24 protein-coding genes are annotated in these 23,995 nt (G+C 47.4%); 13 read left to right on the top strand and 11 right to left on the bottom strand.

Going from position 1 to position 23,995, the window contains the following annotated elements; all coding sequences use genetic code 11:
* Nucleotides 1–27: 27 nt before the first annotated feature.
* From Q1A54_RS18835 to Q1A54_RS18825, 3 genes are all read right to left on the bottom strand, one after another.
* Nucleotides 28–2,430 carry a 3-hydroxyacyl-CoA dehydrogenase/enoyl-CoA hydratase family protein gene (locus tag Q1A54_RS18835; RefSeq protein WP_299991209.1) on the bottom strand — a complete coding sequence of 801 codons (2,403 nt, stop codon included), beginning with the start codon at nucleotides 2,428–2,430 and terminating at the stop codon, nucleotides 28–30.
* A gap of 26 nt (nucleotides 2,431–2,456) precedes the next feature.
* A complete protein-coding gene (locus Q1A54_RS18830; protein ID WP_007660386.1) occupies nucleotides 2,457–2,891 on the bottom strand; it encodes a MarR family transcriptional regulator in 435 nt (144 codons plus the stop codon).
* A 230-nt stretch (nucleotides 2,892–3,121) separates the two neighbouring features.
* Nucleotides 3,122–4,879: a long-chain fatty acid--CoA ligase gene (locus Q1A54_RS18825; RefSeq protein WP_196120735.1), complete on the bottom strand. Its 1,758-nt coding sequence runs from the start codon at nucleotides 4,877–4,879 to the stop codon at nucleotides 3,122–3,124.
* Between the two features lie 241 nt (nucleotides 4,880–5,120).
* On the opposite strand from Q1A54_RS18825, the gene Q1A54_RS18820 reads away from it, so the two are divergent.
* From Q1A54_RS18820 to murQ, 4 genes are all read left to right on the top strand, one after another.
* On the top strand, nucleotides 5,121–6,272 hold the full coding sequence (locus Q1A54_RS18820; protein ID WP_299991204.1) for a formimidoylglutamase: 1,152 nt from the start codon (nucleotides 5,121–5,123) through the stop codon (nucleotides 6,270–6,272).
* 109 nt (nucleotides 6,273–6,381) lie between these two features.
* Nucleotides 6,382–6,639, top strand: a complete 258-nt coding sequence (locus tag Q1A54_RS18815) for a cytochrome b5 domain-containing protein (RefSeq protein ID WP_007660383.1) — start codon at nucleotides 6,382–6,384, stop codon at nucleotides 6,637–6,639.
* A gap of 62 nt (nucleotides 6,640–6,701) precedes the next feature.
* Nucleotides 6,702–7,562: a hypothetical protein gene (locus tag Q1A54_RS18810; protein ID WP_076423283.1), complete on the top strand. Its 861-nt coding sequence runs from the start codon at nucleotides 6,702–6,704 to the stop codon at nucleotides 7,560–7,562.
* Nucleotides 7,563–7,610: 48 nt separating this feature from the next.
* Nucleotides 7,611–8,429 (top strand): N-acetylmuramic acid 6-phosphate etherase, encoded by an 819-nt coding sequence (gene murQ / locus Q1A54_RS18805; RefSeq protein WP_299991200.1) that lies wholly within the window; start codon nucleotides 7,611–7,613, stop codon nucleotides 8,427–8,429.
* A gap of 94 nt (nucleotides 8,430–8,523) precedes the next feature.
* Here murQ and Q1A54_RS18800 read toward each other — a convergent pair whose 3' ends face one another.
* Complete coding sequence (locus tag Q1A54_RS18800; protein ID WP_299991198.1) at nucleotides 8,524–9,606, bottom strand: hypothetical protein; 1,083 nt, start codon at nucleotides 9,604–9,606, stop codon at nucleotides 8,524–8,526.
* 223 nt (nucleotides 9,607–9,829) lie between these two features.
* On the opposite strand from Q1A54_RS18800, the gene Q1A54_RS18795 reads away from it, so the two are divergent.
* Nucleotides 9,830–10,399, top strand: a complete 570-nt coding sequence (locus Q1A54_RS18795) for a hypothetical protein (protein ID WP_299991195.1) — start codon at nucleotides 9,830–9,832, stop codon at nucleotides 10,397–10,399.
* A 77-nt stretch (nucleotides 10,400–10,476) separates the two neighbouring features.
* Here the strand turns inward: Q1A54_RS18795 and Q1A54_RS18790 are convergent, their stop codons facing one another.
* The 4 genes from Q1A54_RS18790 to era all read right to left on the bottom strand — a co-directional run bounded on the left by Q1A54_RS18790 (nucleotide 10,477) and on the right by era (nucleotide 13,325).
* Entirely contained in the window at nucleotides 10,477–10,656 is a 180-nt protein-coding gene (locus Q1A54_RS18790; RefSeq protein WP_196120739.1) for a hypothetical protein, read from the bottom strand.
* 146 nt (nucleotides 10,657–10,802) lie between these two features.
* The gene (locus tag Q1A54_RS18785) at nucleotides 10,803–10,988 is read right to left on the bottom strand and encodes a hypothetical protein (RefSeq protein WP_076423280.1); all 186 of its coding nucleotides are present in this window, start codon (nucleotides 10,986–10,988) and stop codon (nucleotides 10,803–10,805) included.
* A gap of 72 nt (nucleotides 10,989–11,060) precedes the next feature.
* A complete protein-coding gene (gene der, locus Q1A54_RS18780; protein WP_196120740.1) occupies nucleotides 11,061–12,374 on the bottom strand; it encodes a ribosome biogenesis GTPase Der in 1,314 nt (437 codons plus the stop codon).
* A gap of 63 nt (nucleotides 12,375–12,437) precedes the next feature.
* On the bottom strand, nucleotides 12,438–13,325 hold the full coding sequence (era, locus tag Q1A54_RS18775) for a GTPase Era (RefSeq protein ID WP_196120741.1): 888 nt from the start codon (nucleotides 13,323–13,325) through the stop codon (nucleotides 12,438–12,440).
* A 219-nt stretch (nucleotides 13,326–13,544) separates the two neighbouring features.
* Between era and hemH the strand changes: the two genes are divergently transcribed.
* Nucleotides 13,545–14,573, top strand: a complete 1,029-nt coding sequence (gene hemH / locus Q1A54_RS18770) for a ferrochelatase (RefSeq protein WP_196120742.1) — start codon at nucleotides 13,545–13,547, stop codon at nucleotides 14,571–14,573.
* 243 nt (nucleotides 14,574–14,816) lie between these two features.
* On the opposite strand, the gene Q1A54_RS18765 is transcribed toward hemH, so the two are convergent.
* From Q1A54_RS18765 to glmM, 3 genes are all read right to left on the bottom strand, one after another.
* Nucleotides 14,817–15,398: a TIGR00730 family Rossman fold protein gene (locus tag Q1A54_RS18765; RefSeq protein WP_299991187.1), complete on the bottom strand. Its 582-nt coding sequence runs from the start codon at nucleotides 15,396–15,398 to the stop codon at nucleotides 14,817–14,819.
* 96 nt (nucleotides 15,399–15,494) lie between these two features.
* The gene (locus Q1A54_RS18760; RefSeq protein WP_299991185.1) at nucleotides 15,495–16,637 is read right to left on the bottom strand and encodes a cysteine desulfurase family protein; all 1,143 of its coding nucleotides are present in this window, start codon (nucleotides 16,635–16,637) and stop codon (nucleotides 15,495–15,497) included.
* A gap of 135 nt (nucleotides 16,638–16,772) precedes the next feature.
* On the bottom strand, nucleotides 16,773–18,164 hold the full coding sequence (gene glmM, locus Q1A54_RS18755) for a phosphoglucosamine mutase (RefSeq protein WP_299991183.1): 1,392 nt from the start codon (nucleotides 18,162–18,164) through the stop codon (nucleotides 16,773–16,775).
* A gap of 169 nt (nucleotides 18,165–18,333) precedes the next feature.
* On the opposite strand from glmM, the gene mazG reads away from it, so the two are divergent.
* From mazG to Q1A54_RS18720, 7 genes are all read left to right on the top strand, one after another.
* Nucleotides 18,334–19,146 (top strand): nucleoside triphosphate pyrophosphohydrolase, encoded by an 813-nt coding sequence (gene mazG, locus Q1A54_RS18750; protein WP_299991181.1) that lies wholly within the window; start codon nucleotides 18,334–18,336, stop codon nucleotides 19,144–19,146.
* Nucleotides 19,147–19,708: 562 nt separating this feature from the next.
* Complete coding sequence (locus Q1A54_RS18745; RefSeq protein ID WP_076423275.1) at nucleotides 19,709–20,584, top strand: MotA/TolQ/ExbB proton channel family protein; 876 nt, start codon at nucleotides 19,709–19,711, stop codon at nucleotides 20,582–20,584.
* Between the two features lie 18 nt (nucleotides 20,585–20,602).
* Entirely contained in the window at nucleotides 20,603–21,208 is a 606-nt protein-coding gene (locus tag Q1A54_RS18740) for a biopolymer transporter ExbD (RefSeq protein WP_196120747.1), read from the top strand.
* Nucleotides 21,209–21,224: 16 nt separating this feature from the next.
* A complete protein-coding gene (locus tag Q1A54_RS18735; RefSeq protein ID WP_196120748.1) occupies nucleotides 21,225–21,752 on the top strand; it encodes a biopolymer transporter ExbD in 528 nt (175 codons plus the stop codon).
* A 3-nt stretch (nucleotides 21,753–21,755) separates the two neighbouring features.
* Complete coding sequence (locus Q1A54_RS18730; RefSeq protein ID WP_040574103.1) at nucleotides 21,756–22,580, top strand: energy transducer TonB; 825 nt, start codon at nucleotides 21,756–21,758, stop codon at nucleotides 22,578–22,580.
* A gap of 204 nt (nucleotides 22,581–22,784) precedes the next feature.
* Nucleotides 22,785–23,627, top strand: coding sequence for an energy transducer TonB (locus Q1A54_RS18725; RefSeq protein WP_299991176.1), 843 nt, complete (start codon nucleotides 22,785–22,787; stop codon nucleotides 23,625–23,627).
* A gap of 112 nt (nucleotides 23,628–23,739) precedes the next feature.
* Nucleotides 23,740–23,994 carry a hypothetical protein gene (locus Q1A54_RS18720; RefSeq protein ID WP_299991173.1) on the top strand — a complete coding sequence of 85 codons (255 nt, stop codon included), beginning with the start codon at nucleotides 23,740–23,742 and terminating at the stop codon, nucleotides 23,992–23,994.
* The last annotated feature ends 1 nt before the right edge of the window (nucleotide 23,995 follow it).

Here is a 23,995-nt window from a genome sequence, read left to right as displayed (position 1 = left end):
AAACAGCGAATGCTGCTTTGATCAACATTAATTTCTCAGTGGCTTGCCTGTAGTTAGGATGCTCTGGATACGCTCGAGTGTCTTGCGCTCACCGGTCAGTGACAGGAAAGCTTCACGCTCCAGATCCAGCAGGTATTGCTCGCTCACATCTGTCGGAGCAGAGAGGTCGCCGCCGCACATCACGTAAGCGAGTTTATGCGATATCTTCTGGTCGTGCTCTGAAATGTAGCCACCTGATACCATCGCGCTGGCTCCTGTCAGGAACATGCCTAAAGCACCTTTACCCTGTACTTTAATCTTGGTTTTCTTAGCTGGCTGCGTATACCCTGCCTCGGCCAGTCGAATCGCCTGTGCTTTGGCATCGGCAATCTGACGGTTGATGTTGAGAGTAATTGCATCACCCTGGCGCATAAAGCCCAGGTCAAATGCCTCTTTGGCAGAAGTAGACACCTTGGCCATACCTATGTTCAGGTAGATGTTCTTGAGCGTGTTGTACTCGATGTCGCCGTCTTCGTACATCTCAGCTGCGCGGAGCGTCATCTCTTTGGTACCGCCACCGCCAGGTATAAGGCCTACGCCAAACTCTACCAGACCCATGTAAGTCTCAGCTGCTGCCTGCACATGGTCGCAATGCAGGTTCAGTTCGCAGCCACCGCCTAGTGTAAGGCCGTGCGGAGCACCTACCACAGGTATAGCCGAGTAGCGCATGCGCATCATCGTATCCTGGAACTGCTTGATCATGAAGTTGATTTCATCATACTCCTGTTCCAGGGCATACATGTAAATCAAGCCCACATTGGCACCGGCCGAGAAGTTCGCTGCCTGACTGCCCACTACCATGCCTCTGAATTCTTTCTCGGCAATCTCTATACCTTTGTTCAGGCCCTGCACCACATCACCACCGATGGTGTTCATCTTCGTGTGGAATTCCACGTTCAGGATGCCGTCACCAAGGTCGATCAGTGTAGCACCAGTGTTTTTCCACACTACTTTGTTACTGCGCAGGTTATCCAGGATGATGAAGTTCTCAACACCTGGTATCGCCTTGTATTCTTTGCTTTGGATGTCGTAGTAGCGGCGGTTGCCGCTCTCTACAATGTAGAAGGACTCTTTGCCTTGGTTGAGCATCTCCTCTACCCAGGCCGCAGGCTGGTAACCGGCTTCGATCATGCGCTGCACACCTTCACGGGCGCCGATCACGTCCCAGTACTCGAACGGACCCAACTCCCAGCCAAAGCCGGCACGCATGGCATCGTCGATGCGGTATAGCTCGTCGGAAATCTCAGGTATGCGGTTGCTCACGTACTGGAACAAGCCATAGAGTGACTCGTTGAAGAACTGGGCTGCCTTATCGTTTTGCTTGGAGAAGGTCTTTACACGCTTCTTCAGATCTTCAATCGGCTTAAGCACTTCCAGGCTCTGGAACTTCGGACGCTGCTTTGGTCCGTACTCCAGTGTATTCAGGTCAAGCGTCAGGATCTCAGTCTTACCCTTGGCGTCTTTCGTTTTCTTATAAAAGCCCTGACCGGTTTTGTCGCCCAGCCATTTGTTCTCTACCATCTTCTGCAGGTAGTCCGGCAGCTTGAACAACTCACGCGATTCGTCTTTCTCCCCTGTCTGGTGCAGACCGTTGGCTACATTGGCCAAGGTATCCAGACCTACCACATCCAGTGTGCGGAACGTAGCAGACTTCGGACGACCAATGATCGGGCCTGTGATACGGTCCACCTCGTCCACGTTCAGTCCGAGTTTGTTCATCACCTGCAGGCCCTGCATGATGGCGTAGATACCTACCCGGTTTGCTATGAAAGCCGGTGTATCTTTGGCCAGTACAGTCGTCTTGCCAAGGTATAGGTCGCCGTAGTGCATCAGGAAGTCTACAACATCCTGATCCGTCTCTGGCGTAGGTATAATTTCTAATAGCTTGAGATAGCGCGGCGGGTTGAAGAAGTGCGTACCGCAGAAATGCTTTTTGAAATCGTCGGAGCGCCCCTCGAGCATCATGTGGATCGGGATACCCGAGGTATTGGAAGTGATCAGTGTGCCCGGCTTGCGGTGTTTCTCTACCTGCTCAAACACTGAATGCTTGATCTTCAGGTTCTCCACCACTACCTCAATGGTCCAGTCGGCGCTGGCGATATCCTTCATGTTGTCTTCGAAGTTACCCGTCTGGATCAGGCGGGCATCGGACTTACGGTAAATAGGCGAAGGATTAGACTTAATGGCGGCTTCCAGCGCACTGTTCACAATGCGGTTGCGGACATGCTTGCTTTCCAGCGTAAGCCCTTTTTTCTCTTCGTCAGGAGTTAGTTCGCGCGGCACGATGTCGAGCAACAGTACCTGCACACCTATGTTGGCAAAGTGGCAGGCAATGCGGGAGCCCATTACACCGGAACCCAGCACGGCTACTTTCTTAATTAATCTCTTCATAGAAAAAGCTTGATGGTCTACTATGGTTAGAAAATCTCTTTGTTTTCGATCATGTTGATGATGCGCTCAGAAACCCGGAAAAAGGTATTCAACTCTTCCTGTGGTATAGCTTCCTGCACTTTATGGTTAAAATGGAGCACCGTTCTGCGCGACACTTCCTTTTTCTCCAGCCCTAGTTCGGTCAGGAAAATCCGCACCAGCCGTTTATCCTTGTCGTCAGACACCTTATAGATAAGGCCTTTCTCCTCCATGCTTTTCAGGATGCGGGTCAGGCTGCGTGCCTCCAGCCCGAGTAAGGGGGCTATTTTGGTGGCGGGGGTACCTGTCTCCTGATTGATGTTTAACAGAACAAATCCTATGGAGGTGGTAATATCATTTTTGGCAGCCTCTGTATTATACATACGCGAGATAGCGTGCCAACAAACCTTCACATTATAATCTACGGTCTCTTCCGGCTTCATGCATCATGTAGTTTATACCAAATATAAAGAAAAATGTTATGCAAGCATACTAATTTAACGAAAAATTTATTCCCCCTCCGACTTCAAAGGTTAAAGCGGATTTCGTGCTATAGTACCTTCCGCTATAGTTTATGTATAATTCATAGAATGGTTACAAACAAAAAACCCTTTCCGGTCCGGAAAGGGTTTTTTGTCACCTGAAAGGCTTTAAACCTTCAATTCACTTCAAATTAATACATACTGTCAATCTCTTTCTGGTAATTGGCTGTAATGTTTTTGCGCTTCACCTTCAGGGTTGGTGTCAGCTCCCCGCTTTCTACCGTCCACATGTTAGGAACCAGCGTGAACTTCTTGATGGTCTCAAATTGCGCCAGCCCTTCGTTGGCTTTGTCCACCTCACGCTTATACTTGTCAATGATTTCCGGTTTAGTGATCATCTCAGCATCAGAGGTATATGGTATACCTTTGTGCGCGCACCAGTCCTGCAGCCCTAGGAACGAAGGCACGATCAAAGCGGCGGCGTACTTCTGCCCGGCACCTACCACCATGGCCTGCTCTATCACCACCGACTCCTTCAGCTTGTTCTCGATCGGTTGCGGTGCCACATACTTGCCACCAGACGTTTTGAACATCTCTTTCTTGCGGTCAGTGATTTTGAGGAACTTGCCCTCTACCAGTTCTCCTATGTCACCGGTATGGAACCAGTTTTCGGCGTCGATCACTTCGGCCGTCAGATCAGGTTTCTTGTAATAGCCTTTCATCACGTGTGGTCCACGGGTCAGTATCTCGCCATCCTCTGCAATTTTGATCTCCACCCCATCAATGGCCATACCTACGGTACCAATCACGTTGTTCTCTGGCTCGTAGCGGTTCACAGCTATCACCGGCGACGTCTCCGTCAGACCATAACCTTCCATCACGCGGATATTGGCTGACCAGAACACACGGGCCAGTCGTGGCTGTAGCGCCGCACCACCCGATACGATGGCAATTACATTGCCGCCTAGGGCCTCACGCCATTTGCTAAAGATAAGTTTATTGGCCAGTTCCAGCTGCTTGTTGTACCACCAGCCTTTGTCCTCGCGGGTATCATATTGCAGACCGAGCTCCAGTGCCCAGAAGAAAAGCTTACGTTTCACGCCGGTCAGCTCCATACCTTTGGCAACGATCTTGTCATATACCTTCTCGAGCAGACGCGGCACCGTGGTAAACACATGCGGCTGCACCTCTTTCAGGTTGTCGGCCACTTTCTCGATGCTCTCAGCGTAGTAGATCGACACACCGATGCGCATGTATAAATAAAGGAGCATGCGCTCGAAAATGTGGCACAGCGGCAGGAAGCTCAGCGCACGGTGATGCTGGTTTACCGGCACATAAGGCAGCGTACCAGTCACGTTACTGATAATGTTGTTGTTTGTCAGCATTACCCCCTTCGGGTTGCCGGTTGTACCAGAGGTATAGATAATGGTGAGGATATCGTCAGGACCAACGCCAGCCTTCAATGGCTCAAGCTGTGCTACGTCTTCTCCTTCTCCCAGTTTGATCACTTCTTTCCAGTGCTTGGCACCGTGAATTTCGTCGAAGGTATAGATCTCTTTGATGCTCTCCATCCCCTCTGTAGCAGCCACCACTTTGTTGTAGAGCTCCGCGTCAGACACAAACACAGCTTTCACCTCCGCATCGTTGAAGATGTAGCGGTAGTCCTCCACCGTGATCGTCGGGTACATGGGTACACTGATAGCACCTATCTGCTGTATACCAAAGTCAGCAAACACCCACTCCGGTCGGTTCAGGGAAATAATAGCCACTTTGTCGCCCTTTCCTATACCTAGTTTCAGCAGACCAAGGCTCACCTGGTTGGCAGTGTCTTGCACATCCTGTGTGCTGTATTTAATCCATTGTCCGTTAACTTTTGTAGCCAGACAGTCCGGCTGAGGCGAGTTCTGCAGCTGAAAAGGCAGCAGATCAAGGGTGCGGGTTACGTTCATTGTGTTTGCTAAGGTTAGTGTCAGTCTATTTTAGGACGTTACGAACGATGGCACAACATGGGCCACACGTTCGTTAGTATGTGCATTTTAATTATTTTTTTCTGAAATTTCTATACCTTCCTGTACAAATATTTGCTATTCATTATATTGATAGCACTTTTTACGTGAAAAAGTTATAGTTAATAAAAGCCGCTCACAAAAGCAGCAGTTTTGCTATATTTGACCTTCCTGATACTGATTTATGAACCTTTCCATCTTTTTCGAACCTCTGAATGAGGACATTTTTGCGCTGCTTGACAAACCGCGCACACTTGGTGCCTACATCGGCCGCTTTACTGGCAAATTCCCCGACTGGCGCTCAGCTGACATCGCCCTGATCGGGATAAACGAGACCCGGGGACAAGGAGAGGAAACAGTAGCAGAGATGATTCCGGCCCGTGCTGTACGCAAAAAACTGTACAGCATGCACAAAGGAGCCGGTCGCTGCAACATAGTCGACCTGGGCAACCTGCGTCCGGGTATAACACTCGACGACACTTACCTGCGGCTGAAAGAAATCGTTGAAATCCTCATCTCCCATAACACCATCCCCATTATCATTGGCGGCACGCATGACCTGGAGTACGGACAGTACATGGGCTATGAGTACTTGGAACGTGCCGTGAATATGGTCACCGTGGACAGCAGTGTGGACATGAGCGAGGACAATGACGTGCCTGCCAATAAAAAGCAGCTCCGCCAGATCCTGATGCACGAACCAAACTACCTCTTCAGCCTGGGCCAGATCGGCTATCAGTCTTACCTGGTGGACCCAGAAGTGATGGCCACGTTCGAAAAGCTGCACTTTGAGGCATACCGTGTAGGCGAAGTGCACCGCAGTGTGCAGGAGATGGAGCCGGTTGTGCGCCTGGCTGATTTGCTCACTTTTGACATTTCGGCTATACGCCATCAGGATGCACCGGGCTATACGCCAGCCAACCCGTTCGGGCTTACAGGCGAAGAAGCCTGCCAACTGTGCTGGTATGCAGGCCTGAGTGACCAGATGACATCACTGGGAATTTACGAGTATGATCCGGCAAAGGACAGCCAGGAACTAACGGCCATGACCATCGCCACCATGATCTGGTACTTCATAGAGGGCTTCTACCACCGCAAGAACGAAACAGAATTCAGCTCCAGCAAGTTTACCAAATACGCCGTGGCCTTCAGTGATAACCCAGAGCGTATGACATTCTATAAAAGCAAAGCAAGTGAAAAGTGGTGGATGGAAGTAGAACCCCTTTCAGACGAAAAGAGTCCCCGCATTGTACCCTGCAGTTATGAAGACTACTTGCAGGCCATCAAAGGCGAAGTACCTAACCGCTGGATCCTGACACAGTCACGCATTGGCTAACACTCTAGGAAGCGAACAAAGAAACAAACCCGATTCTGTTCCGTTTGCCCCAATCACTAGGGCAGTATTATTATATTTGCAATCCGGGCTCTGTGAGGCCTGCAATCAAATGGAAGAAAATCTCCCGGAGTTCACCCTGCAACAGCTTGCCCTGCGCAATGGCCAGGACCGTGACGAAGTATGGGTGGCTTACAAAGGCCTGATTTACGACGTGAAAAAATCACGCCTGTGGCGGAGCGGCAACCACTACGAGCACTGGGCAGGCCAGGACCTGACCGAGGAACTGAAGGATGCACCGCATACCGAATATGTATTTGACAAATTTGAGGTGATCGGACAAGTCAAAAATTCAGTATACCGAAAATAAAACACAGGGAGTATGCTACTGTACAAAAGTGGGCTCCTGATCAACTATAAATTACCAATACTATGATTCTGATAGCTGACAGCGGCTCTACCAAAACAGACTGGCGTGTAATCGATGCCGACAACGAATATGAACAGGTCAACACAACTGGCATCAACCCGCAGTACCTCGACACTGACAAGATTTACAGCATTTTTGAGACCGAGCTGCTGCCTCAGCTGAAAGAAAAAAACATTAGCGCTATTTACTATTACGGTGCTGGCTGTAGCTCTCCGGAGCGCAACAAACGCGTAGAAGATGCCCTTAGCCGCGCCTTCCCGAACGTTCCGAACTATGTGGACCATGACCTGCTGGCCGCGGCCCGTGCCCTGTGTGGTCACAAGCCAGGTATAGCCTGTATTCTGGGCACCGGCTCCAATTCCTGTCTTTATGATGGCAAGAACATTATAGACAACGTAACTTCACTCGGTTTCCTGATGGGTGACGAAGGCAGTGGTGCCTACCTGGGCAAGCTGTTGATCAAAGCCTACATGTACCGCGAGTTGCCTGAAGAACTGGCCACTTCACTTAAGAACAGATACAATCTGACCAAGGACGGCATACTTGACGCTGTATACGGCTCAGACATACCAAGTCAGTACCTGGCCACTTTTGCTAAATTCATGTATGAAAAACGCAAGAGCCCGGTGATCAAAGAGATGATTTACGAGAACTTCGAGGAGTTCTTTGAGCGCCATGTCAGCAAGTACGAGGGTTTTGGAGAGCTTCCTGTAAACTTTGTTGGTTCTATCGCGTTTCATTTCTCGGACACGCTCAAGCTGGTCGCCAAGAAGTATGGCTGCCATATCGGAGTAATCATCTCCAGCCCAAGCGAAGGCCTGATCAAATACCACCAGGAGCTGCTCAAAATGCAGAATGCCTAACTACAAACACGCTTTTTTTACTGAATTCAAATTTGACCGTTTAGCACAGTGTCCACTACCGAATCCGACTCACTTTACGATAGACTAGAGCAAATGCCCGTGCACGAGGTGCTCACCTGCATCAACCAGGAAGACAAAAGTGTGCCACTGGCTGTTGAGCGTGTTATACCTCAGATCGAGACGCTGGTCAATGCTACTGTAGAGCGTCTCCGTGACGGAGGCAGACTCTTTTACATTGGGGCAGGCACCAGCGGGCGACTCGGCATAGTAGACGCATCGGAGTGCCCTCCTACTTATGGGGTGCCCCATGGCCTGGTAGTCGGCATTATAGCAGGTGGTGACGGCGCCATCCGAAAGGCAGTGGAATTTGCCGAAGATGACACCAGGCAAGCCTGGAAAGACCTGCAGGAGCATAACATCACTGCCAAAGACATCGTGGTAGGTATAGCCGCTTCGGGCAGCACGCCATATGTAATAGGCGGACTGGAAGATTGCCGTCGCCAGGGGATAGCCACTGGCTGTATTGTGTGCAATGCCAACAGTGCTATAGCCGCTGCTGCTGACTATCCGGTAGAAGTGGTTACAGGTCCGGAATTTGTAACGGGCAGCACCCGCATGAAAGCCGGTACTGCTCAAAAGCTGGTGCTCAACATGCTCACTACTGCCACCATGATCCAGCTTGGCCACGTGAGGGGCAACAAGATGGTGGACATGCAGCTATCGAACACTAAGCTGGTGGAGCGCGGCACACGCATGCTGATGGAAGAGCTACAGTTGGCAAAACCCGAGGCTGCTGCATTGCTCAAGAAGTATGGTAGCGTTCGTGCTGCCATCGAGGCCTACCGTAATGGCAATGGCATTTCTTAAGAAGGCTTATTTCTGATAAAAACAGCTCGGCCTGCCAGTAGACTTTAATAACTGGCAGGCCGAGCTGTTTTATAGCTTTTTAGATAGAGAGCTGCTAGTCCAGGATGGCCATACTTTCTACAAGCACTTTTGCTGCTTCTTTGCTTGGTACTTTGTAATTGGTCACCGCCCAGTCATAGCCTAGTTTAAAGCGATCATCTTTCATGGCGTAACGCATTTTCTCGCGGTAGTCGGCTACAGGCTCCAGACCAAGCGCCTGCCGAAGCTCGTTCGCCCGCGCCTCTTCTTCCTCGCTCATGCGCTGAATCAGATAGCGGCTCGACAGATCTCCAAACTCATCATCATCCTGGCAGTCTTCCGGTTTGTTGCAGATCACACGTGCCAGCACTTTAGACCGATACAGGTTCTTGCCCTGCTGCTGGTCCATCAGGTAAGCCGCCGCGTGCGGGTCGAGTTTGCCCTCCTGCACTGCCTGGGTAAGCACAGGCGTGAAGTCAAAGCCGTTGCGGGCAGAAGTCTGGCGTTGAATCACAATACTGAAGCGCGGCAGCGCCTCCAAAGTGTCGGGCACCCCAATCAGTTCCTCCCCCGGATAGCCGTGTTTGCTGATCCAGGCCAGCAGCTTTTTCACATTATCAGCTTCTATTTTTCTGATCGTGTCGGCATGCACGCGCAGACCTCCCTTAGCCTGCCGGAAGAACTGGTCACGGGCCCAGAGCTCATCTAGGTCGGCACGCAGGTCTATGTTCATATTCTCACGGAAGGCTTTGCGGCGCTTCGGATATTTTTTTGCGAACTTCTTCCAGCCTTTATGGGCTCGCAGTGGTTCAAACACATCCTGCTGCTCCAGGTACTCCAGGGTCACTCCTTTTTCTACCAGTTTCTCAAGGTAGTCTATACCTTGTTTTTCGTTGCCCGTGAGCGTGGCGCATACCGCGGCATTGTAATAGTCGCGGGCAAAGCCCTTGGGTACAGCCGAGAAGGCCTGCTGGTAAGTTTCCAGCGCCCCTTCGTAGTCCTTTGCCATCACCAGCCTTTCAGCTTTGTTGATTCGAGGATGGTACTCTTTAATATAATCTGCTTTCGCAAACGCCTGATTGCCGTAACTCAGCAGTACAAGCAGGAGAAGCAAAGAGAGGATCTGTCTTAAAAAATTGAAGCTGAATGTGAACTGCATAGAAAATGAGTGATGTTTTCAGTTGGAACGTGCTATGTTATAACGTACTCGGGGCAGCCTTAGCATATCTTGCGGCCATTTTGTACCTACTTATACCTGCATCAGTATGCAGGAGTTGACTAATCAGGCGATTTCTTCCTTAAATATAGCCAACTTTGTCCAAAATCTTAGAGTAGACAGACAAATGCCTGCCAATGGCACAGGCGGCAAAATGAATTGATATATGCACACGATCGAACCCTTTTACAACTGGCTGGAGCTCTATTCAGCTACCGACGACCCTCGCTCTCCACTGTATGGAGCCGAGAACAGCCTGACACACTACACCCATACCATCTACGGCTATTATATACACCCGCAGTGGGATGACATCGACTCTGAAACGCTGTTTCTGAAAATACTTTATGCCGATTACGACCTGAGCTTTGCCGTGATCGAGTTTATCGGGGAGTGGAACGATGCCCTCAACAATGACATCATGAAGCTCAAGCGTAATATCATCGACCCGCTCGTGCAGGAAGGAATCAAACATTTTATCCTGATAGGTGAGAATGTGTTCAACTTCCACGGTTCCGAAGACGATTATTACGAAGAGTGGTTTGAGGATGTGGAGGAAGGCTGGATTGCGGCTATCAGCTTCCGTGACTTTGTGCTTAACGAGATGCGCAGCTACAACATAGACTCGTACATCAACTCAGGTGGCACTCTGGACGAGCTACACTGGCGCACCTATACGCCCAAGCGGCTCTTTGCGCTGGTCAACAGTATGATTCAGAAAAGGCTTGGTCCGTAATCATATACCTGATTGCAGACATAAAAAAAACGGCAGACTCTTAGAAGGGCCTGCCGTTTTTTTATGTGGTGGATATTTTATTGAACAGCTTCTTCTGTTTCGTCTTCTACTTCTTCAGCGGCATCTTCCACGTCGTCGCCTACGTCTTCTGCAGTGTCTTCCATTCTTTCCTGTGTGTTTTCTTCACGCGTTTCGCATGATGTGAAAGAGAAAGTTAGCAAACCTGCAACAAGCATCATTAAAATCGGCTTTTTCATATTAAGTTGGTTAAGGTGAGAAATAAGCTTCTTGCAATACGGGGCCAGTATGTATAGGTTTTGCCATATATAAAAAAAAAGCACTCCAAGGAGTGCTTTTTTCTTTTGCCTGACCACATGGTCAGGTAGTACTGGTACTAGTGTGATTACTGAACAGTAGTTGTGTCTTCCATTACAGATGTAGTGTCCATCTCCATGTCAGTCTCAACGTCAACTGTCTCTACAGTTTCAGTTTCAGTAGTCTCAACATCAGTTGCAGTTTCTTCTGCGTTATTGCATGATGCAAATGTGAAAAGACCTGCAACGAATAGTAAACCGAATACTTTTTTCATAATGTTTTGTGATTGGTTAAAGATGAAGCATCAAATATAACAGTATATCTGAATATATTGATATAGAAGCTCTTATTTTTTCTTAAACAACACTTTGATCGGCACACCCTCAAAGCCGAAATGCTTGCGGATGCTGTTCTCTAGGTAGCGTGTGTAAGGCTCCTTCACATACTGCGGCAGGTTGCAGAAGAACGCAAACGTCGGGTTGTGCGTCGGCAGCTGCGTCACATACTTGATCTTGATGAACTTTCCTTTCACGGATGGTGGCGGGTAACGCTCGATGTCCGGAAGGATTTTGTCGTTCAGCTTCGAAGTAGATATTTTGCGTGTTTTCTGCTCGTATACCTCCATCGCTGTTTCAACGGCCTTGTGCACACGCTGCTTTGTCACAACAGAGGTAAAGATGATCGGCACGTACTTGATCGGTGCGATCGCTTCAAGAATCTTCTCTTCGAACTCCTTGGTCGTATTCGTCTCTTTCTCTACCAAATCCCACTTGTTCACCAGAATCACGATGCCTTTGCGGTTTTTCTCAGCCAGCGAGATGATGTTCACATCCTGTGACTCTATCCCTCTGGTAGCATCCAGCATCACAATACACACATCGGCATCTTCCAAAGCACGCACGGAGCGCATCACCGAGTAGAATTCAATGTCTTCGCTCACTTTGCTCTTGCGGCGCAGACCAGCTGTGTCGACAATGATAAACTCTTTGCCAAAGGCGTTGTAGCGTGAGTCAATGGCGTCGCGGGTAGTGCCGGCAATGTCGGTTACGATGTTACGCTCCACACCCAGCAGCATGTTCACGAAAGAAGACTTACCTACGTTCGGGCGACCCAGCACGGCAAGTCTAGGTATACCTGCATCCGGATCTTCTGTGCCTTCGGTTTTGAAGTGTTTCACCACCTCATCCAGCAGATCACCTGTACCGGAGCCACTCTGCGATGAGATCGGGAAAATGTCTATACCTAAACCCAGCGCATAGAACTCTCCCATTTGGTGGGCACGCGCATTGGTATCGGCTTTATTAGCCACTACATAAATAGGCTTGTCGGTGCGACGCAGTACGTTGGCAAACTCTTCGTCCAATCCGGTCAGGCCAGCCTCCACATCTACCATGAACAGGATCACGTCGGCTTCTTTAATGGCCAGCTCCACCTGCTTGTTGATTTCACCTTCAAAAATATCGTCGGAGCCGTGCACATAACCACCCGTGTCAATCACGGTGAAGTATTTGCCGGTCCAGTCGCCGTGCCCGTAGCTACGGTCGCGAGTTACGCCGCTCTCGTTGTCCATAATGGCTTGGCGGCGCCCTACAAGGCGATTAAAAAGTGTAGACTTGCCCACGTTCGGGCGGCCTACGATTGCAATGATGTTGGTTGACATCTAAATAAAATAAAATAGTTAAAGTGCCCCCGGAGCACCTTGCCCCGAAGCTTTAATGGTGCGCTACTCGCTGTAGCCAAAACGGCGTAACAGCTTCTGGTCGGTTCGCCAGTTCTCGTTCACGCGCACGTATAAATCAAGAAATATCTTTTTCTGGAAAAACTGTTCCATATCCAGACGGGCTTGCATGCCTACTTTTTTCAGCGCTTCGCCTTTGTGGCCGATCACAATACCTTTCTGGCTCTTGCGCTCCACGCTGATTTCGGCACGGATACGGATGATGTCCTCTTCTTCCTTAAACTCCTCCACTACTACTTCGCAGCTGTAGGGAATTTCCTTTTTGTAGTTGAGGAAAATCTTCTCCCGGATGATCTCCGACACAAAGAAACGCTCTGGCTTGTCAGTCAGTTCATCTTTCGGATAAAAAGCCGGATGCTCGGGCAACAAAGCCATCAAACGGTTGAATAGCTGCTCTACGCCAAAGTTGTGCAAAGCCGAAATCGGGTGGATCTCGGTTGGGTTCATCTTCTCCTGCCAGTAAGCTACCTTCTCCTGCACTTCCTCTTCTGTAGCCTGATCAATCTTGTTGATCAGCAACAGGATGGGTACCTCGGCATGCTGCAATCGCTTGATTACATCATCCTCGTCGTGCTTCTCGTAAATGTCCGTTACAAACAGAATGATGTCGGCATCTTCCAGAGAAGTGCGCACAAAACTCATCATTGACTCGTGCAGGGCATACTGCGGCTTGATGATGCCAGGGGTGTCAGAGTACACGATCTGAAAATCATCGCCATTCAGGATACCCATGATGCGGTGACGTGTGGTCTGGGCTTTGGATGTGATAATAGACAGCTTCTCCCCTACCAGGGCGTTCATGAGCGTGGATTTACCCACATTTGGCTTACCTACTATACTTACAAAACCAGCTTTGTGCGGAGCTTGTGACATAATTAAAATTTGAGGATGCAAAATTACTTCTTTTTTACGAAACCCCGTGAAAATGTGTGGATTTAGAAATTTGATTGATTGCGTGAATGAAGTTTTAAACATTTCTCTCTGCTTTAAGCTTTACTCCATACCCCCCTCTATCAGGGTATAGAAACTATCGATCATAACTAACTCGTTATACTTCGTATCTTTGTATAGCAAAAAGCACTATTGATTTAGATGAGCAAGAAAAAAACAGGCAAGATCGGTGTTTTACTGGTGAACCTCGGCACACCGGATACCCCCAACACACCTGATGTAAGAAAATACCTGCGTGAGTTCCTCCTGGACCCACGCGTGATTGACATAAACCCCGTAGGCCGGTTTGCCTTGGTGAATGGCGTGATCGCACCTTTCAGAGCCCCAAAATCAGCCAAGGTATACAAACAGCTATGGACGGAACGAGGCTCCCCCCTGCTATTCCACGGACTGGACTTGCAGAAAAAGCTGCAGGAAGCACTGGGCTCTGACTATCATGTGGCCTTTGGTATGCGCTACCAAAGCCCCAGCATCGCCAGCGCACTGGAAGAGCTTCGTGAAAAAAGTGTAGACCGTATTATCGTGCTCCCACTGTTCCCGCAGTATGCCGCTGCATCTACCGGCTCGGTGCAGGATAAAGTAATGGAAATCGTGCGAGAGTGGTGGGTTATACCTAGCATTAACTTTATCTCTTCGTTTTGCGATGACCCTGGCTTTATCAATGCATTTGCAGAATTGGGCAAGCAACACATGGCACAGGATGATTACGATCATGTGATCTTCAGCTATCACGGTTTGCCAGAGCGACAAGTTTTGAAAGGCAGTGACAAAGGCTACTGCCAATTGGGCGCCTGCTGCAACAGCTACAACAAGCGCAACAAATATTGCTACCGTGCCGCCTGCTTTGCCACTTCAAGGCTGTTAGCCGAGAAACTTGGCCTCAGCGAAGATCAGTATACCGTTACCTTCCAGTCCAGACTCCTGAAAGATCCGTGGCTACAACCCTACACCGACGAAGTGCTGAAAACACTGCCGGAGCGGGGTATTAAGAAGGTTTTGGCGTATAGCCCTGCCTTTGTGGCCGATTGCCTCGAGACGACCATTGAAGTAGGCGAAGAATTCAAAGAGATGTTTGAACATGCCGGTGGCGAAAAATGGCAGCTGGTAGAGAGCCTGAACTCAAACGATACGTGGGTGCAAGCCGTGAAGGAAATGATCCTCCAACATTAGAATTTGAAGATATCTTTACAACAGGTATAAAACAGAAGCGGCGCTACAAATTTGCAGCGCCGCTTCTGTTTTATACCTGTTGATGTCTGAGACTTATGGAGACATCCTCGATTTTAATCTACACTATCAGCTTCGCCATACCTATACACGATTCAGAATGGTTTCGACCTGCCCCTACGAAAAGGACCAATCATCGAACAGCAAATTTTTAGTAGCCAACAAGTAACAATCAGCACCTAATAATCAAATCCTCTTAAAATCGACCCAGTAATCTGATGTAGCATCGGCATAAGCTCTGATTCTCTCCAGTAGCACCACCGCATCACTTTCTATAATCAGGTTTTCGCGCTGGTCACCTTTCACAAAGCCTTCACTTACGGTATGGTCGATCATCTCAAAAAACTTGTCCCAATAGCCGTTAATATTATAGAAGGCTACTGGCTTTTTGATGATGCCGAGCTGGTTCCATGTGATGATCTCGCAGATCTCATCGAATGTACCGAAGCCGCCGGGCATAGCGATAAATGCATCAGAACGAGCCGCCATGATGGCCTTCCGCTCATGCATTGTCTCCACCACAACCAGTTCCTGCAATCCTCTATGAGCTACTTCCCTGTCAACCAAGCTTTGCGGGATCACGCCTATACCTGTGCCTCCTGCTGCCAGCACCGCATCGGCAATCACGCCCATAAGCCCTACATTGCCACCACCATATACCAGCTTTATACCTTGCTCCGCCATTAATTCCCCTAATCGCGCTGCAGACTCACTGTACATTGGGTTTGTACCTGCATTGGCTCCACAAAAAACGCCTATACTTCTCATTGCTATACCTTGTTCTTCTATAAATTTCGTTTCACAAAGAAAGGCTCCAGCACTACTGCTGAAGCCTTTTACTATTTTGAAGGATGCCGGCTATAGCTAGGCCAGCTCCTTTTTATACATTTTGGCAAGCGTTTCAGCTACATAATCAATCTCAGCTTCTGTATTATACTTGCTGAATGAGAAACGAACCGAACCTCTAGCCGGATCTACTCCCAAAGCACGAAGCACATGCGAACCGGCATTGGCACCGCTACTGCAGGCACTTCCACCTGAAGCGGAAATCTTGGCGATGTCCAGGCTGAACAACAGCATTTCGTTTATATCAGAGGCAGGCAGACTCACGTTGAGTACGGTATACAAGCTCTTATCCGCAAACTCCGACATGCCGTTAAAGCTCACATCCTCCATCTGTTCCCGCAGTTTGTAGATCATACGGTCCTTCAATCCCTGTATATGTTTCTGGTGCTCGGCCATATCACGGTAGGCAATTTCCAGCGCCTTAGCCAGACCGATAATACCATACACGTTCTCGGTACCTCCGCGCATGTTGCGCTCCTGCGCACCACCCTGAATCAATGGCTGAATCTTGGTGCTGGCATCACAGTACAGGAAACCCACACCCTTTGGTCCATGAAATTTGTGCGCTGAACCTATCAGAAAGTTGGCACCAATCTGCTGCACATCGTGCTTATAGTGGCCCATGGTCTGCACAGTGTCAGAGTGGAAAATCGCGTCATACTTTCTGCAGATCTCTCCAATCTTTTCAATATCGTTCAAAGTACCAATCTCGTTATTGGCATGCATGATCGAAACGATCGTGCGTGGCTGATTAGCCAACAGCTCCTCCAGGTGCTCCAGGTCCAGGTTGCCGCGTTCGTCGTGACGCAGGTAGCTCAACTGAACCTCTCCGTTCTTTTCCAGCATCTCCATGGTATGCAGCACGGCATGATGCTCGAGTTTAGTAGTGATGGCATGCTTTATACCTAGCGAACGACAGGAGCAGACGATGGCAGCATTATCAGCCTCAGTACCGCCCGAAGTAAAGAATACCTCTGCAGGCGACGTGTTCAACAGCGTAGCTACCGTGCGACGGGCTTTTTCGATAGCAGACCTCACCTCTCGTCCATGTGAATGGATGGAAGAAGGGTTGCCAAAGTGCTCGAGCATAAAAGGTGCCATGGCATCAAAAACCTCTTTGTCCAGAGGGGTGGTAGCTGCATTATCTAAATAAACACGCATGATATTTTGTATTGGATTCTCTTAAACGAACTACTAAAGTATAAAAAAAAGTTGCGCCAATGGAGAAAAAGCTTGATTTCTCCTTTGGCGCAACCTCTGATTGCTAGTTAATTAATATGCTACAGCAACAACACATTACGCTTTTGTCGAAATGATTTCTTTGATGTCAGCAATAATCTTGTTGGCCAGGTGCTCGGCTGTGGCGTTGCTCTCCGATTCAGCATAGATGCGGATGATAGGCTCTGTATTAGACTTGCGCAGGTGCACCCACTCCTTATCAAACTCAATCTTCACACCGTCAATGGTGTTAATCGGCTGCTTGGCGTAGCGCACCTGCATTTGGATTAGCACTTGGTCTACATCCACTTCAGGAGTTAACTCTATTTTATTTTTAGAAATGTAGTAGTTCGGGTAGCTGGCACGCAGGCGCGTCATGCTCATACCTGATTTAGCCAGGTGTGTCAGAAACAAAGCTATACCTACCAGGGCATCACGCCCATAGTGCAGTTCAGGGTAGATAATACCTCCATTACCTTCACCACCTATGATAGCATTCTCCGCCTTCATCATGTTAACCACATTTACCTCACCCACAGCAGCGGCAAAGTAATTGCCTCCAGCCTTCTCAGTCACGTCACGCAATGCTCTTGTTGAGGAGAGGTTAGAAACTGTATTGCCAACCTGGTTCTTCAGTACATAATCAGCTACGGCTACCAAGGTATACTCTTCACCGAACATGCTGCCATCTTCATTGATCAGGGCCAGGCGATCCACATCCGGGTCCACTACTATACCTAAGTCAAACTTGCCTTTTTCGATCACGCGGGAAATCTCACGCAGGTTCTCTGGCAACGGCTCCGGGTTGTGCGGGAAATTGCCGTCCGGCTCGCAAAACAGCTTCTCCACCTTATTTACTCCCAAAGCTTCCAGCAGCATCGGTATGGCTATACCTCCGGAAGAGTTCACACAGTCGATAGCAACACTGAAGTCTTTTTCTTTGATAGCATTTACATCTACAAGCGGCAGCGCCAGAATGGCATCGATATGCTTTTGCAAGGCTTCGTCATCACGCTGGTATTTACCCAGGTCGTTTACCTGCGCAAATTCAAAGGCCTCCTTGTCTGCCAGTTCCAGCAACAACTTACCTTCTGCATCAGAGATGAACTCACCCTTCTGGTTAAGAAGCTTGAGCGCATTCCACTGTTTTGGGTTGTGGCTCGCAGTCAGAATGATGCCACCACCAGCTTTATAGTCAGGCACGGCCATCTCCACAGTAGGCGTCGTTGACAGCCCAAGATCGACCACATTTATACCTAAGCCCTGCAGGGTCGCGCAAACCAGTTTGTTCACCATGTCACCTGAAAGGCGCGCATCGCGCCCCACAATGATGGTATTGTTGCCAGTAGTCTGCAACACCCAGGTACCGAAAGCGGCAGCAAACTTCACCACATCCACTGGGGTAAGCGCTTCACCGGCCTGCCCTCCAATCGTACCTCTGATTCCTGAAATTGATTTTATTAAAGCCACTACGAGAATATTTTTTTCAGCTGCAAAAGTAATAATTTAGTTTTAAGGTTTACCAGTTTGTGGAATTTAGCTGCTTCATGCATCTTATATTTAAAGCACCCTTTACTACTTGCACGACTCTGCTCTGCAGTAAAACTTCGCCACAGAGGTTTTTATTATCTTTGCGATTATGAACGACACGCAAAAATTTGAAGATAGCCCGCGAGGACGTCAGCTAGAGGCATTTAACCGCCTACTGGATGTGATGGATGAACTACGTGAAAAATGCCCCTGGGACAGAAAGCAAACCATTGAAAGCCTGCGCCATTTAACTATAGAAGAAACCTACGAGTTATCCGACGCTATAATCCGGCAGGATATGCAGGAGATTAAAAAGGAGATCGGCGACATCATGCTGCATATGGTCTTCTATGCGAAGATTGCCTCTGAACAAAAGACCTTTGATATCGCTGACGTTTTGAACTCCCTTTGTGAGAAGCTTATCTTCAGACATCCACACATCTACGGGGATGCGACAGCCAGTACGGAAGAAGAAGTAAAGCAGAACTGGGAGCGCCTGAAACTGAAAGAAGGCAACAAATCGGTATTGGGTGGCGTACCAGCCTCATTACCAGCGCTTGTAAAAGCTATGCGCATACAGGAGAAGGCCCGTGGAGCAGGTTTCGATTGGGATGACAAGTCAGAGGTATGGAAAAAGGTACAGGAGGAATTGAATGAATTTGAATCTGAATTTAATACAGCAGATCTTCAGTCCATTGACCACCTAAAAGCAACCAGTGAATTTGGGGATCTGCTTTTTTCACTCATTAACTTTGCCCGTTTTATTGACATTAACCCGGAAGAAGCACTGGAAAAAACCAATCTGAAATTCATAGATCGGTTTCAGTATATGGAAGAGGAAGCCTCTAAAGATGGCAAACGACTACAGGATTTGTCCTTAAATGAAATGGACATTTACTGGAATCAGGCAAAAAAAAGATAGGCATGCATACAGTTTAGTCAAACATGCATTATATTTATGCTTCTATTTGTTCTCAGGCACAACTCAAGCAAACTTAGTTTTACTTAATTTTATTACAACCAAATAGTTTAAACGCTTTGCTCTTCTCTGAATAACGCACACCTGTTTTATTACTATTACAGTAATCTCACTTATTGCTTGCACTAAAGTCACGTTACAGTTCAGGTTTATCACCACTCATTATGGCGAATAAACCTCTGTTTAACAGCCAATAAGGGATATAGCAGGGTGAAAGGGACAAGCTGTATGAAGTTTAAACTTTGGATAAGAATTTAAAATAAAATATATTTGTAAAGCCGCAATATTCGCCTTAAGCTAAAGCAGTGAAAAATTTATTTTAGACAGACTTTACAGTATTAAGTCGGGATTTTTCAAAATTTAAAGCTTGAAATCGTTTGAAAATTGCGGAAAAAGCAGAAATTGCAAAACCAATAAAGAACTAAATCCAAAACAATTACATTCTTATATTACACAATCGATTTAATTACAACACAAACAGCTAAACTTTAAACTTTTAAACAAAATGGAAAAAAAGACTGCAGTAGTGAGCAAAGATGCTAATGTAGAACAAAAGAGCGGTACAACTTCCTCTCTATTTGCCACTATCGTAATTCCGGTTGCATTTATTGCATGTGTACTTATCTATATGTTCGTATTCGGTAATCCTGCCAACTTTGAAGGCGGTGACAATGCGAACCATCCACTTCCGGACAACTACCTGGGTATTGTTTATAAAGGTGGTTGGGTAGTACCTATCCTTTTGACGCTTAACCTACTGGTTTTCATCTTTGCTATCGAGCGTTCACTTACAATCAGCAAAGCAAAAGGAACTAAGAACGTTGCCGGTTTCGTACGTACAATCTCTCAGAAACTGAACCAGCGTGACATCAACGGTGCTATCGCTGCCTGCGACGCACAAAAAGGTTCTGTTGGTAATGTAGTAAAAGCTGGTCTGCTTAAGTACAAAGAAATGCAGAACGAGCCAGAACTGCTTAAAGCTGAAAAAGTAGCCGCTATTCAGAAAGAAATTGAAGAGTCAACTTCACTGGAACTTCCAATGCTGGAGAAAAACCTGGTGATTATCTCTACAATCGCTTCGGTTTCTACACTTACAGGTTTGATCGGTACGGTACTAGGTATGGTGAAGGCGTTCTCGGCTCTTGCAACAGCAGGTTCTCCAGACGCAGTAGCTCTTGCAAACGGTATCTCTGAGGCCCTTATCAACACGGCTCTTGGTGTAACTGGTTCTGCTATCGCGATCATTGCTTATAACTTCTTTACTAGCAAGATTGACGAATTAACTTACAGCATTGACGAAGCTGGTTTCAGCATCATCTCTACGTTCGCTTCGCAGCACGAAACTGCAGCTAACACTGTAAGACCTCATTCAACTATCTAATCGCTATAACCCAATAAAATGCCTAAAGTAAAAGTAAAAAGAACCAAACCGTCGTTGGATATGACGCCGATGGTGGACTTGGCCTTCTTGCTGGTTACTTTCTTTATGTTGACAACAAAGTTTGCTCCTGAAGAGGCAGTGGTTGTAGATACACCATCCTCTGTATCAGAGATCAAACTTCCTGACACCAACATCATCACCATCACGGTAGACAAAGAGGACAGAGTGTTCTTTGGTGTTGATGGGCAGGGAACTAAAGAAGCGTTGCTTGACAAGATGGGCACCAAGTACGGCGTTAGCTTTACAGAAGAAGAGCGTAAGACCTTCTCTCTGCTGACCAACTTCGGTGTACCGGTGAACCAACTTAAGTCGTATCTGGCAATGGAGCCTGCTGATCGCAAAAATGTGAATCAGCCAGGTATACCAGTTGATTCTGCCAGAAACGAATTGGGTGACTGGGTACACCAGACGCGCCTGACAAACCCTAAAGTTGTTATCGCAATTAAAGGGGATGTGGATGTAAGTTATCCTACTGTAAAAAGAGTAATGGATACACTGCAGGACCGTAAGATCAACAGGTTCAACCTGATCACGGACATGGAAAATAGACCTACTAACCTCTAATAAAAGGAGCTAAAAAATGGCAGAAATACAAGAAAAAGCCGACTCCGGTAAAGGTGGTAAGAAAAGGGCCAAAAAAATGTCTGTCCATCTGGACATGACACCCATGGTAGACCTTGCATTCCTTCTGTTGACATTCTTCATGCTTACTACTACCTTCAGCAAGCCACAGACCATGGAAATTAACATGCCTGTGAAGCCAGATACTGAAGACGAGCAGATTGCTCTGAAAGCAAGTAATGCCATGACGATTGTTCTGGGTGAAAATGACAGAGTTTACTACTACTTTGGTCTAGGTGATCCTGCCGAAAATCCGGAAGTTCAAACAACCGACTACTCTGCTAACGGTATCCGTAAAGTATTGATTTCGCCTCAAGTGCGCGGAAATGAGAAAATGACGGTACTCGTTAAACCAATGGAGGGGTCACGCTACAAGAACGTTGTAGATATTTTAGATGAATTGAAAATCACTGACACCAACCGCTTTGCTATTGTTGAAATGAACGACAATGACAAGCAGTTGATTCAGGACATAACTGGACAGTAACACATGGAAACTAGTAAGTTAGAAAAAGCATCGCTTGATGACATCGTCTTTGCCGGACGAAACAGAGCGTATGGCGCCTACCTACTACGTCGACTGTACAATAAGCATGTTACTACCGCAGCCATTATGGCTATCTCAATCTTTGCGCTTCTGATCAGTATTCCACTGATTGCTAAGTTATTCGAAGAAGAGGAAGTCGTGGTACCAGTAGAACGTATTGTAACAGAGGTAGAGTTAGCACCACCACCACCAATTGATGAAGCGACGCCGCCACCGCCGCCACCACCACCAGATCTTCCACCACCGCCGCCACCAGTGCGTGCTCAGGTGAAGTTTACGCCTCCAGTAGTGAAGCGTGACGCTGAAGTAGTGGAAGAAGAGCAGGTGCCAGATCAGAAGGAGCTGGAAGACATCGATATCGGTACTAAAAACGTTGAAGGTGTTAAAGGTGCTCCACTTGATTTGGGAGACATTGATGGTACCAGCGATGTTGTTGCTGAAGTAGTAGAAGAAAAGCCATATACTTACGTGGAGCAGATGCCTGAATTCCCAGGTGGTGAAGGCGAAATGATGAGATATCTTGGCAAGAACATACGCTACCCAGCTGCTGCACAGCGTGCCGGAGTAGAAGGCCTGGTAGTACTTTCGTTCGTAGTAAGCCGCACAGGCGAAATCTCAGAAATTGAGGTTGTGAAGAGCCTTGGTTCTGGTACTGACGAAGAAGCTGTACGTGTTGTGAAAACAATGCCGAAGTGGTCTCCAGGTAAGCAGAACGGACGATCAGTACCTGTTCGCTACACATTGCCAGTACGATTTGCTATCAAGTAAATCTGATTCCATCACATAAAAAAAGGCCCTCCCAGGAGGGCCTTTTTTTATGTAATGTATACTAGTTTACAATCAGAAACCAAGCAGTAAGTCAAAGAATGTATTCTATGAAAAAATAATGAGACGGCTTGTGGAAAAATAGCTAGTGGTGCATCTAATAAGAAAATGCAGGTAATACTGCTTCACTTCTAAAACTTATGCGCCATGAGAGAAAACTATTTATTCGACATGACCTTTAATAATGTAGTGTTTGCGGCACGAAATAAAGCTTATGGAGCTTACATACTCAGAAAGGATTATAGCAAGCACATTTTGACAGCGGCATTATTAGCAACAAGCATCTTTACTACTGGACTTGGCTGGCCACTTATAATCGGTAAACAAGAAATAACACAGACAGCGGAGCAAGATTCTGAAAAGGATAAAAGGGTAATTATAATCGATCAACCGTTATTACCTCCACCGCCAAAAGAGAATCCAGAACCAGTACAGCAAGCAGTAGCGCCTGTACTGGAAAAACAAATCAAGACAGTGAGAAGTCTTACTCCTACTGTTGTACCAGACTCGCACCCTGGTCCGGATGAAATTCCTCCTACACAACAACAGATGGAAGGAGCCATTATCGGAACACAAAATACTGATGGAGAACTATTGAGTAGCATAGACCTGGAAGGTATAGAAACAGACGGTAAAACTGGCACAGCAGGTGCTGCTGGTGGAGAAGGGAATAGTGTATTTGACTTTGCCGAGGAGATGCCTGCATTTGAGGGAGGAGAAGCAGCCCTAATGCGCTACATAGGCAAAAAAATACGTTACCCTCGCCAGGCAATCACAGAGCAAATAGAAGGCATAGTTATTGTAAGCTTTGTAGTAAACCGAAACGGTAAAGTGACCGACGCTACAGTATTGAAAGGATTGGGTTTCGGGACCGATGAAGAGGCACTGCGAGTTATTGAAAGCTTACCTGATTGGACACCAGGCAGACAAAATGGAAAACCTGTCGCGGTACGTTATACTTTACCAATACGATTCAACTTGCAACGATAAATGATAATATAAAGTATAAAGCAGAAGCTAATCTATACATAGCATGGCTTCTGCTTTAGTTTTTAAAGTATAAACCTTAAATTTAGGCCTACATATATAGGCAAACCTGAACATGCTACGACCAAGGCGAGAAGACGAAAAACCGTCTGTTACATTTTTCAACAAATTTGCACGCTATTTTGGCATGCTCATGACATTGGTATATGTAGCGCTGGGACTATTTATCATCTTCATGGATGAGGAGCAGTATAACCTGGACATGTCACAAACGGCACGTACCATCTTTGGTGGCACCCTTATACTGTATGGCCTCATACGATTTGTGAGAGCATATCAGGTTAATTCCAAATCAAGGAGAGACAGATAAG

Source organism: uncultured Pontibacter sp., from assembly GCF_947502515.1.
In the GTDB taxonomy this organism is placed as follows: Bacteria; Bacteroidota; Bacteroidia; order Cytophagales; family Hymenobacteraceae; genus Pontibacter.
Note: the sequence above shows the minus strand (reverse complement) of the source record. Positions and strands in the feature narration are given on the sequence as shown.

Bases quoted from the DNA above. Each gene is read 5' to 3' on its own strand.
- Q1A54_RS18835 (WP_299991209.1), bottom strand. From the start codon at position 2,430: ATGAAGAGATTAATTAAGAAAGTAGCCGTGCTGGGTTCCGGTGTAATG.
- Q1A54_RS18830 (WP_007660386.1), bottom strand. From the start codon at position 2,891: ATGAAGCCGGAAGAGACCGTAGATTATAATGTGAAGGTTTGTTGGCAC.
- Q1A54_RS18825 (WP_196120735.1), bottom strand. From the start codon at position 4,879: ATGAACGTAACCCGCACCCTTGATCTGCTGCCTTTTCAGCTGCAGAAC.
- Q1A54_RS18820 (WP_299991204.1), top strand. From the start codon at position 5,121: ATGAACCTTTCCATCTTTTTCGAACCTCTGAATGAGGACATTTTTGCG.
- Q1A54_RS18815 (WP_007660383.1), top strand. From the start codon at position 6,382: ATGGAAGAAAATCTCCCGGAGTTCACCCTGCAACAGCTTGCCCTGCGC.
- Q1A54_RS18810 (WP_076423283.1), top strand. From the start codon at position 6,702: ATGATTCTGATAGCTGACAGCGGCTCTACCAAAACAGACTGGCGTGTA.
- Q1A54_RS18800 (WP_299991198.1), bottom strand. From the start codon at position 9,606: ATGCAGTTCACATTCAGCTTCAATTTTTTAAGACAGATCCTCTCTTTG.
- Q1A54_RS18795 (WP_299991195.1), top strand. From the start codon at position 9,830: ATGCACACGATCGAACCCTTTTACAACTGGCTGGAGCTCTATTCAGCT.
- Q1A54_RS18790 (WP_196120739.1), bottom strand. From the start codon at position 10,656: ATGAAAAAGCCGATTTTAATGATGCTTGTTGCAGGTTTGCTAACTTTC.
- Q1A54_RS18785 (WP_076423280.1), bottom strand. From the start codon at position 10,988: ATGAAAAAAGTATTCGGTTTACTATTCGTTGCAGGTCTTTTCACATTT.
- der (WP_196120740.1), bottom strand. From the start codon at position 12,374: ATGTCAACCAACATCATTGCAATCGTAGGCCGCCCGAACGTGGGCAAG.
- era (WP_196120741.1), bottom strand. From the start codon at position 13,325: ATGTCACAAGCTCCGCACAAAGCTGGTTTTGTAAGTATAGTAGGTAAG.
- hemH (WP_196120742.1), top strand. From the start codon at position 13,545: ATGAGCAAGAAAAAAACAGGCAAGATCGGTGTTTTACTGGTGAACCTC.
- Q1A54_RS18765 (WP_299991187.1), bottom strand. From the start codon at position 15,398: ATGAGAAGTATAGGCGTTTTTTGTGGAGCCAATGCAGGTACAAACCCA.
- Q1A54_RS18760 (WP_299991185.1), bottom strand. From the start codon at position 16,637: ATGCGTGTTTATTTAGATAATGCAGCTACCACCCCTCTGGACAAAGAG.
- mazG (WP_299991181.1), top strand. From the start codon at position 18,334: ATGAACGACACGCAAAAATTTGAAGATAGCCCGCGAGGACGTCAGCTA.
- Q1A54_RS18745 (WP_076423275.1), top strand. From the start codon at position 19,709: ATGGAAAAAAAGACTGCAGTAGTGAGCAAAGATGCTAATGTAGAACAA.
- Q1A54_RS18740 (WP_196120747.1), top strand. From the start codon at position 20,603: ATGCCTAAAGTAAAAGTAAAAAGAACCAAACCGTCGTTGGATATGACG.
- Q1A54_RS18735 (WP_196120748.1), top strand. From the start codon at position 21,225: ATGGCAGAAATACAAGAAAAAGCCGACTCCGGTAAAGGTGGTAAGAAA.
- Q1A54_RS18730 (WP_040574103.1), top strand. From the start codon at position 21,756: ATGGAAACTAGTAAGTTAGAAAAAGCATCGCTTGATGACATCGTCTTT.
- Q1A54_RS18725 (WP_299991176.1), top strand. From the start codon at position 22,785: ATGAGAGAAAACTATTTATTCGACATGACCTTTAATAATGTAGTGTTT.
- Q1A54_RS18720 (WP_299991173.1), top strand. From the start codon at position 23,740: ATGCTACGACCAAGGCGAGAAGACGAAAAACCGTCTGTTACATTTTTC.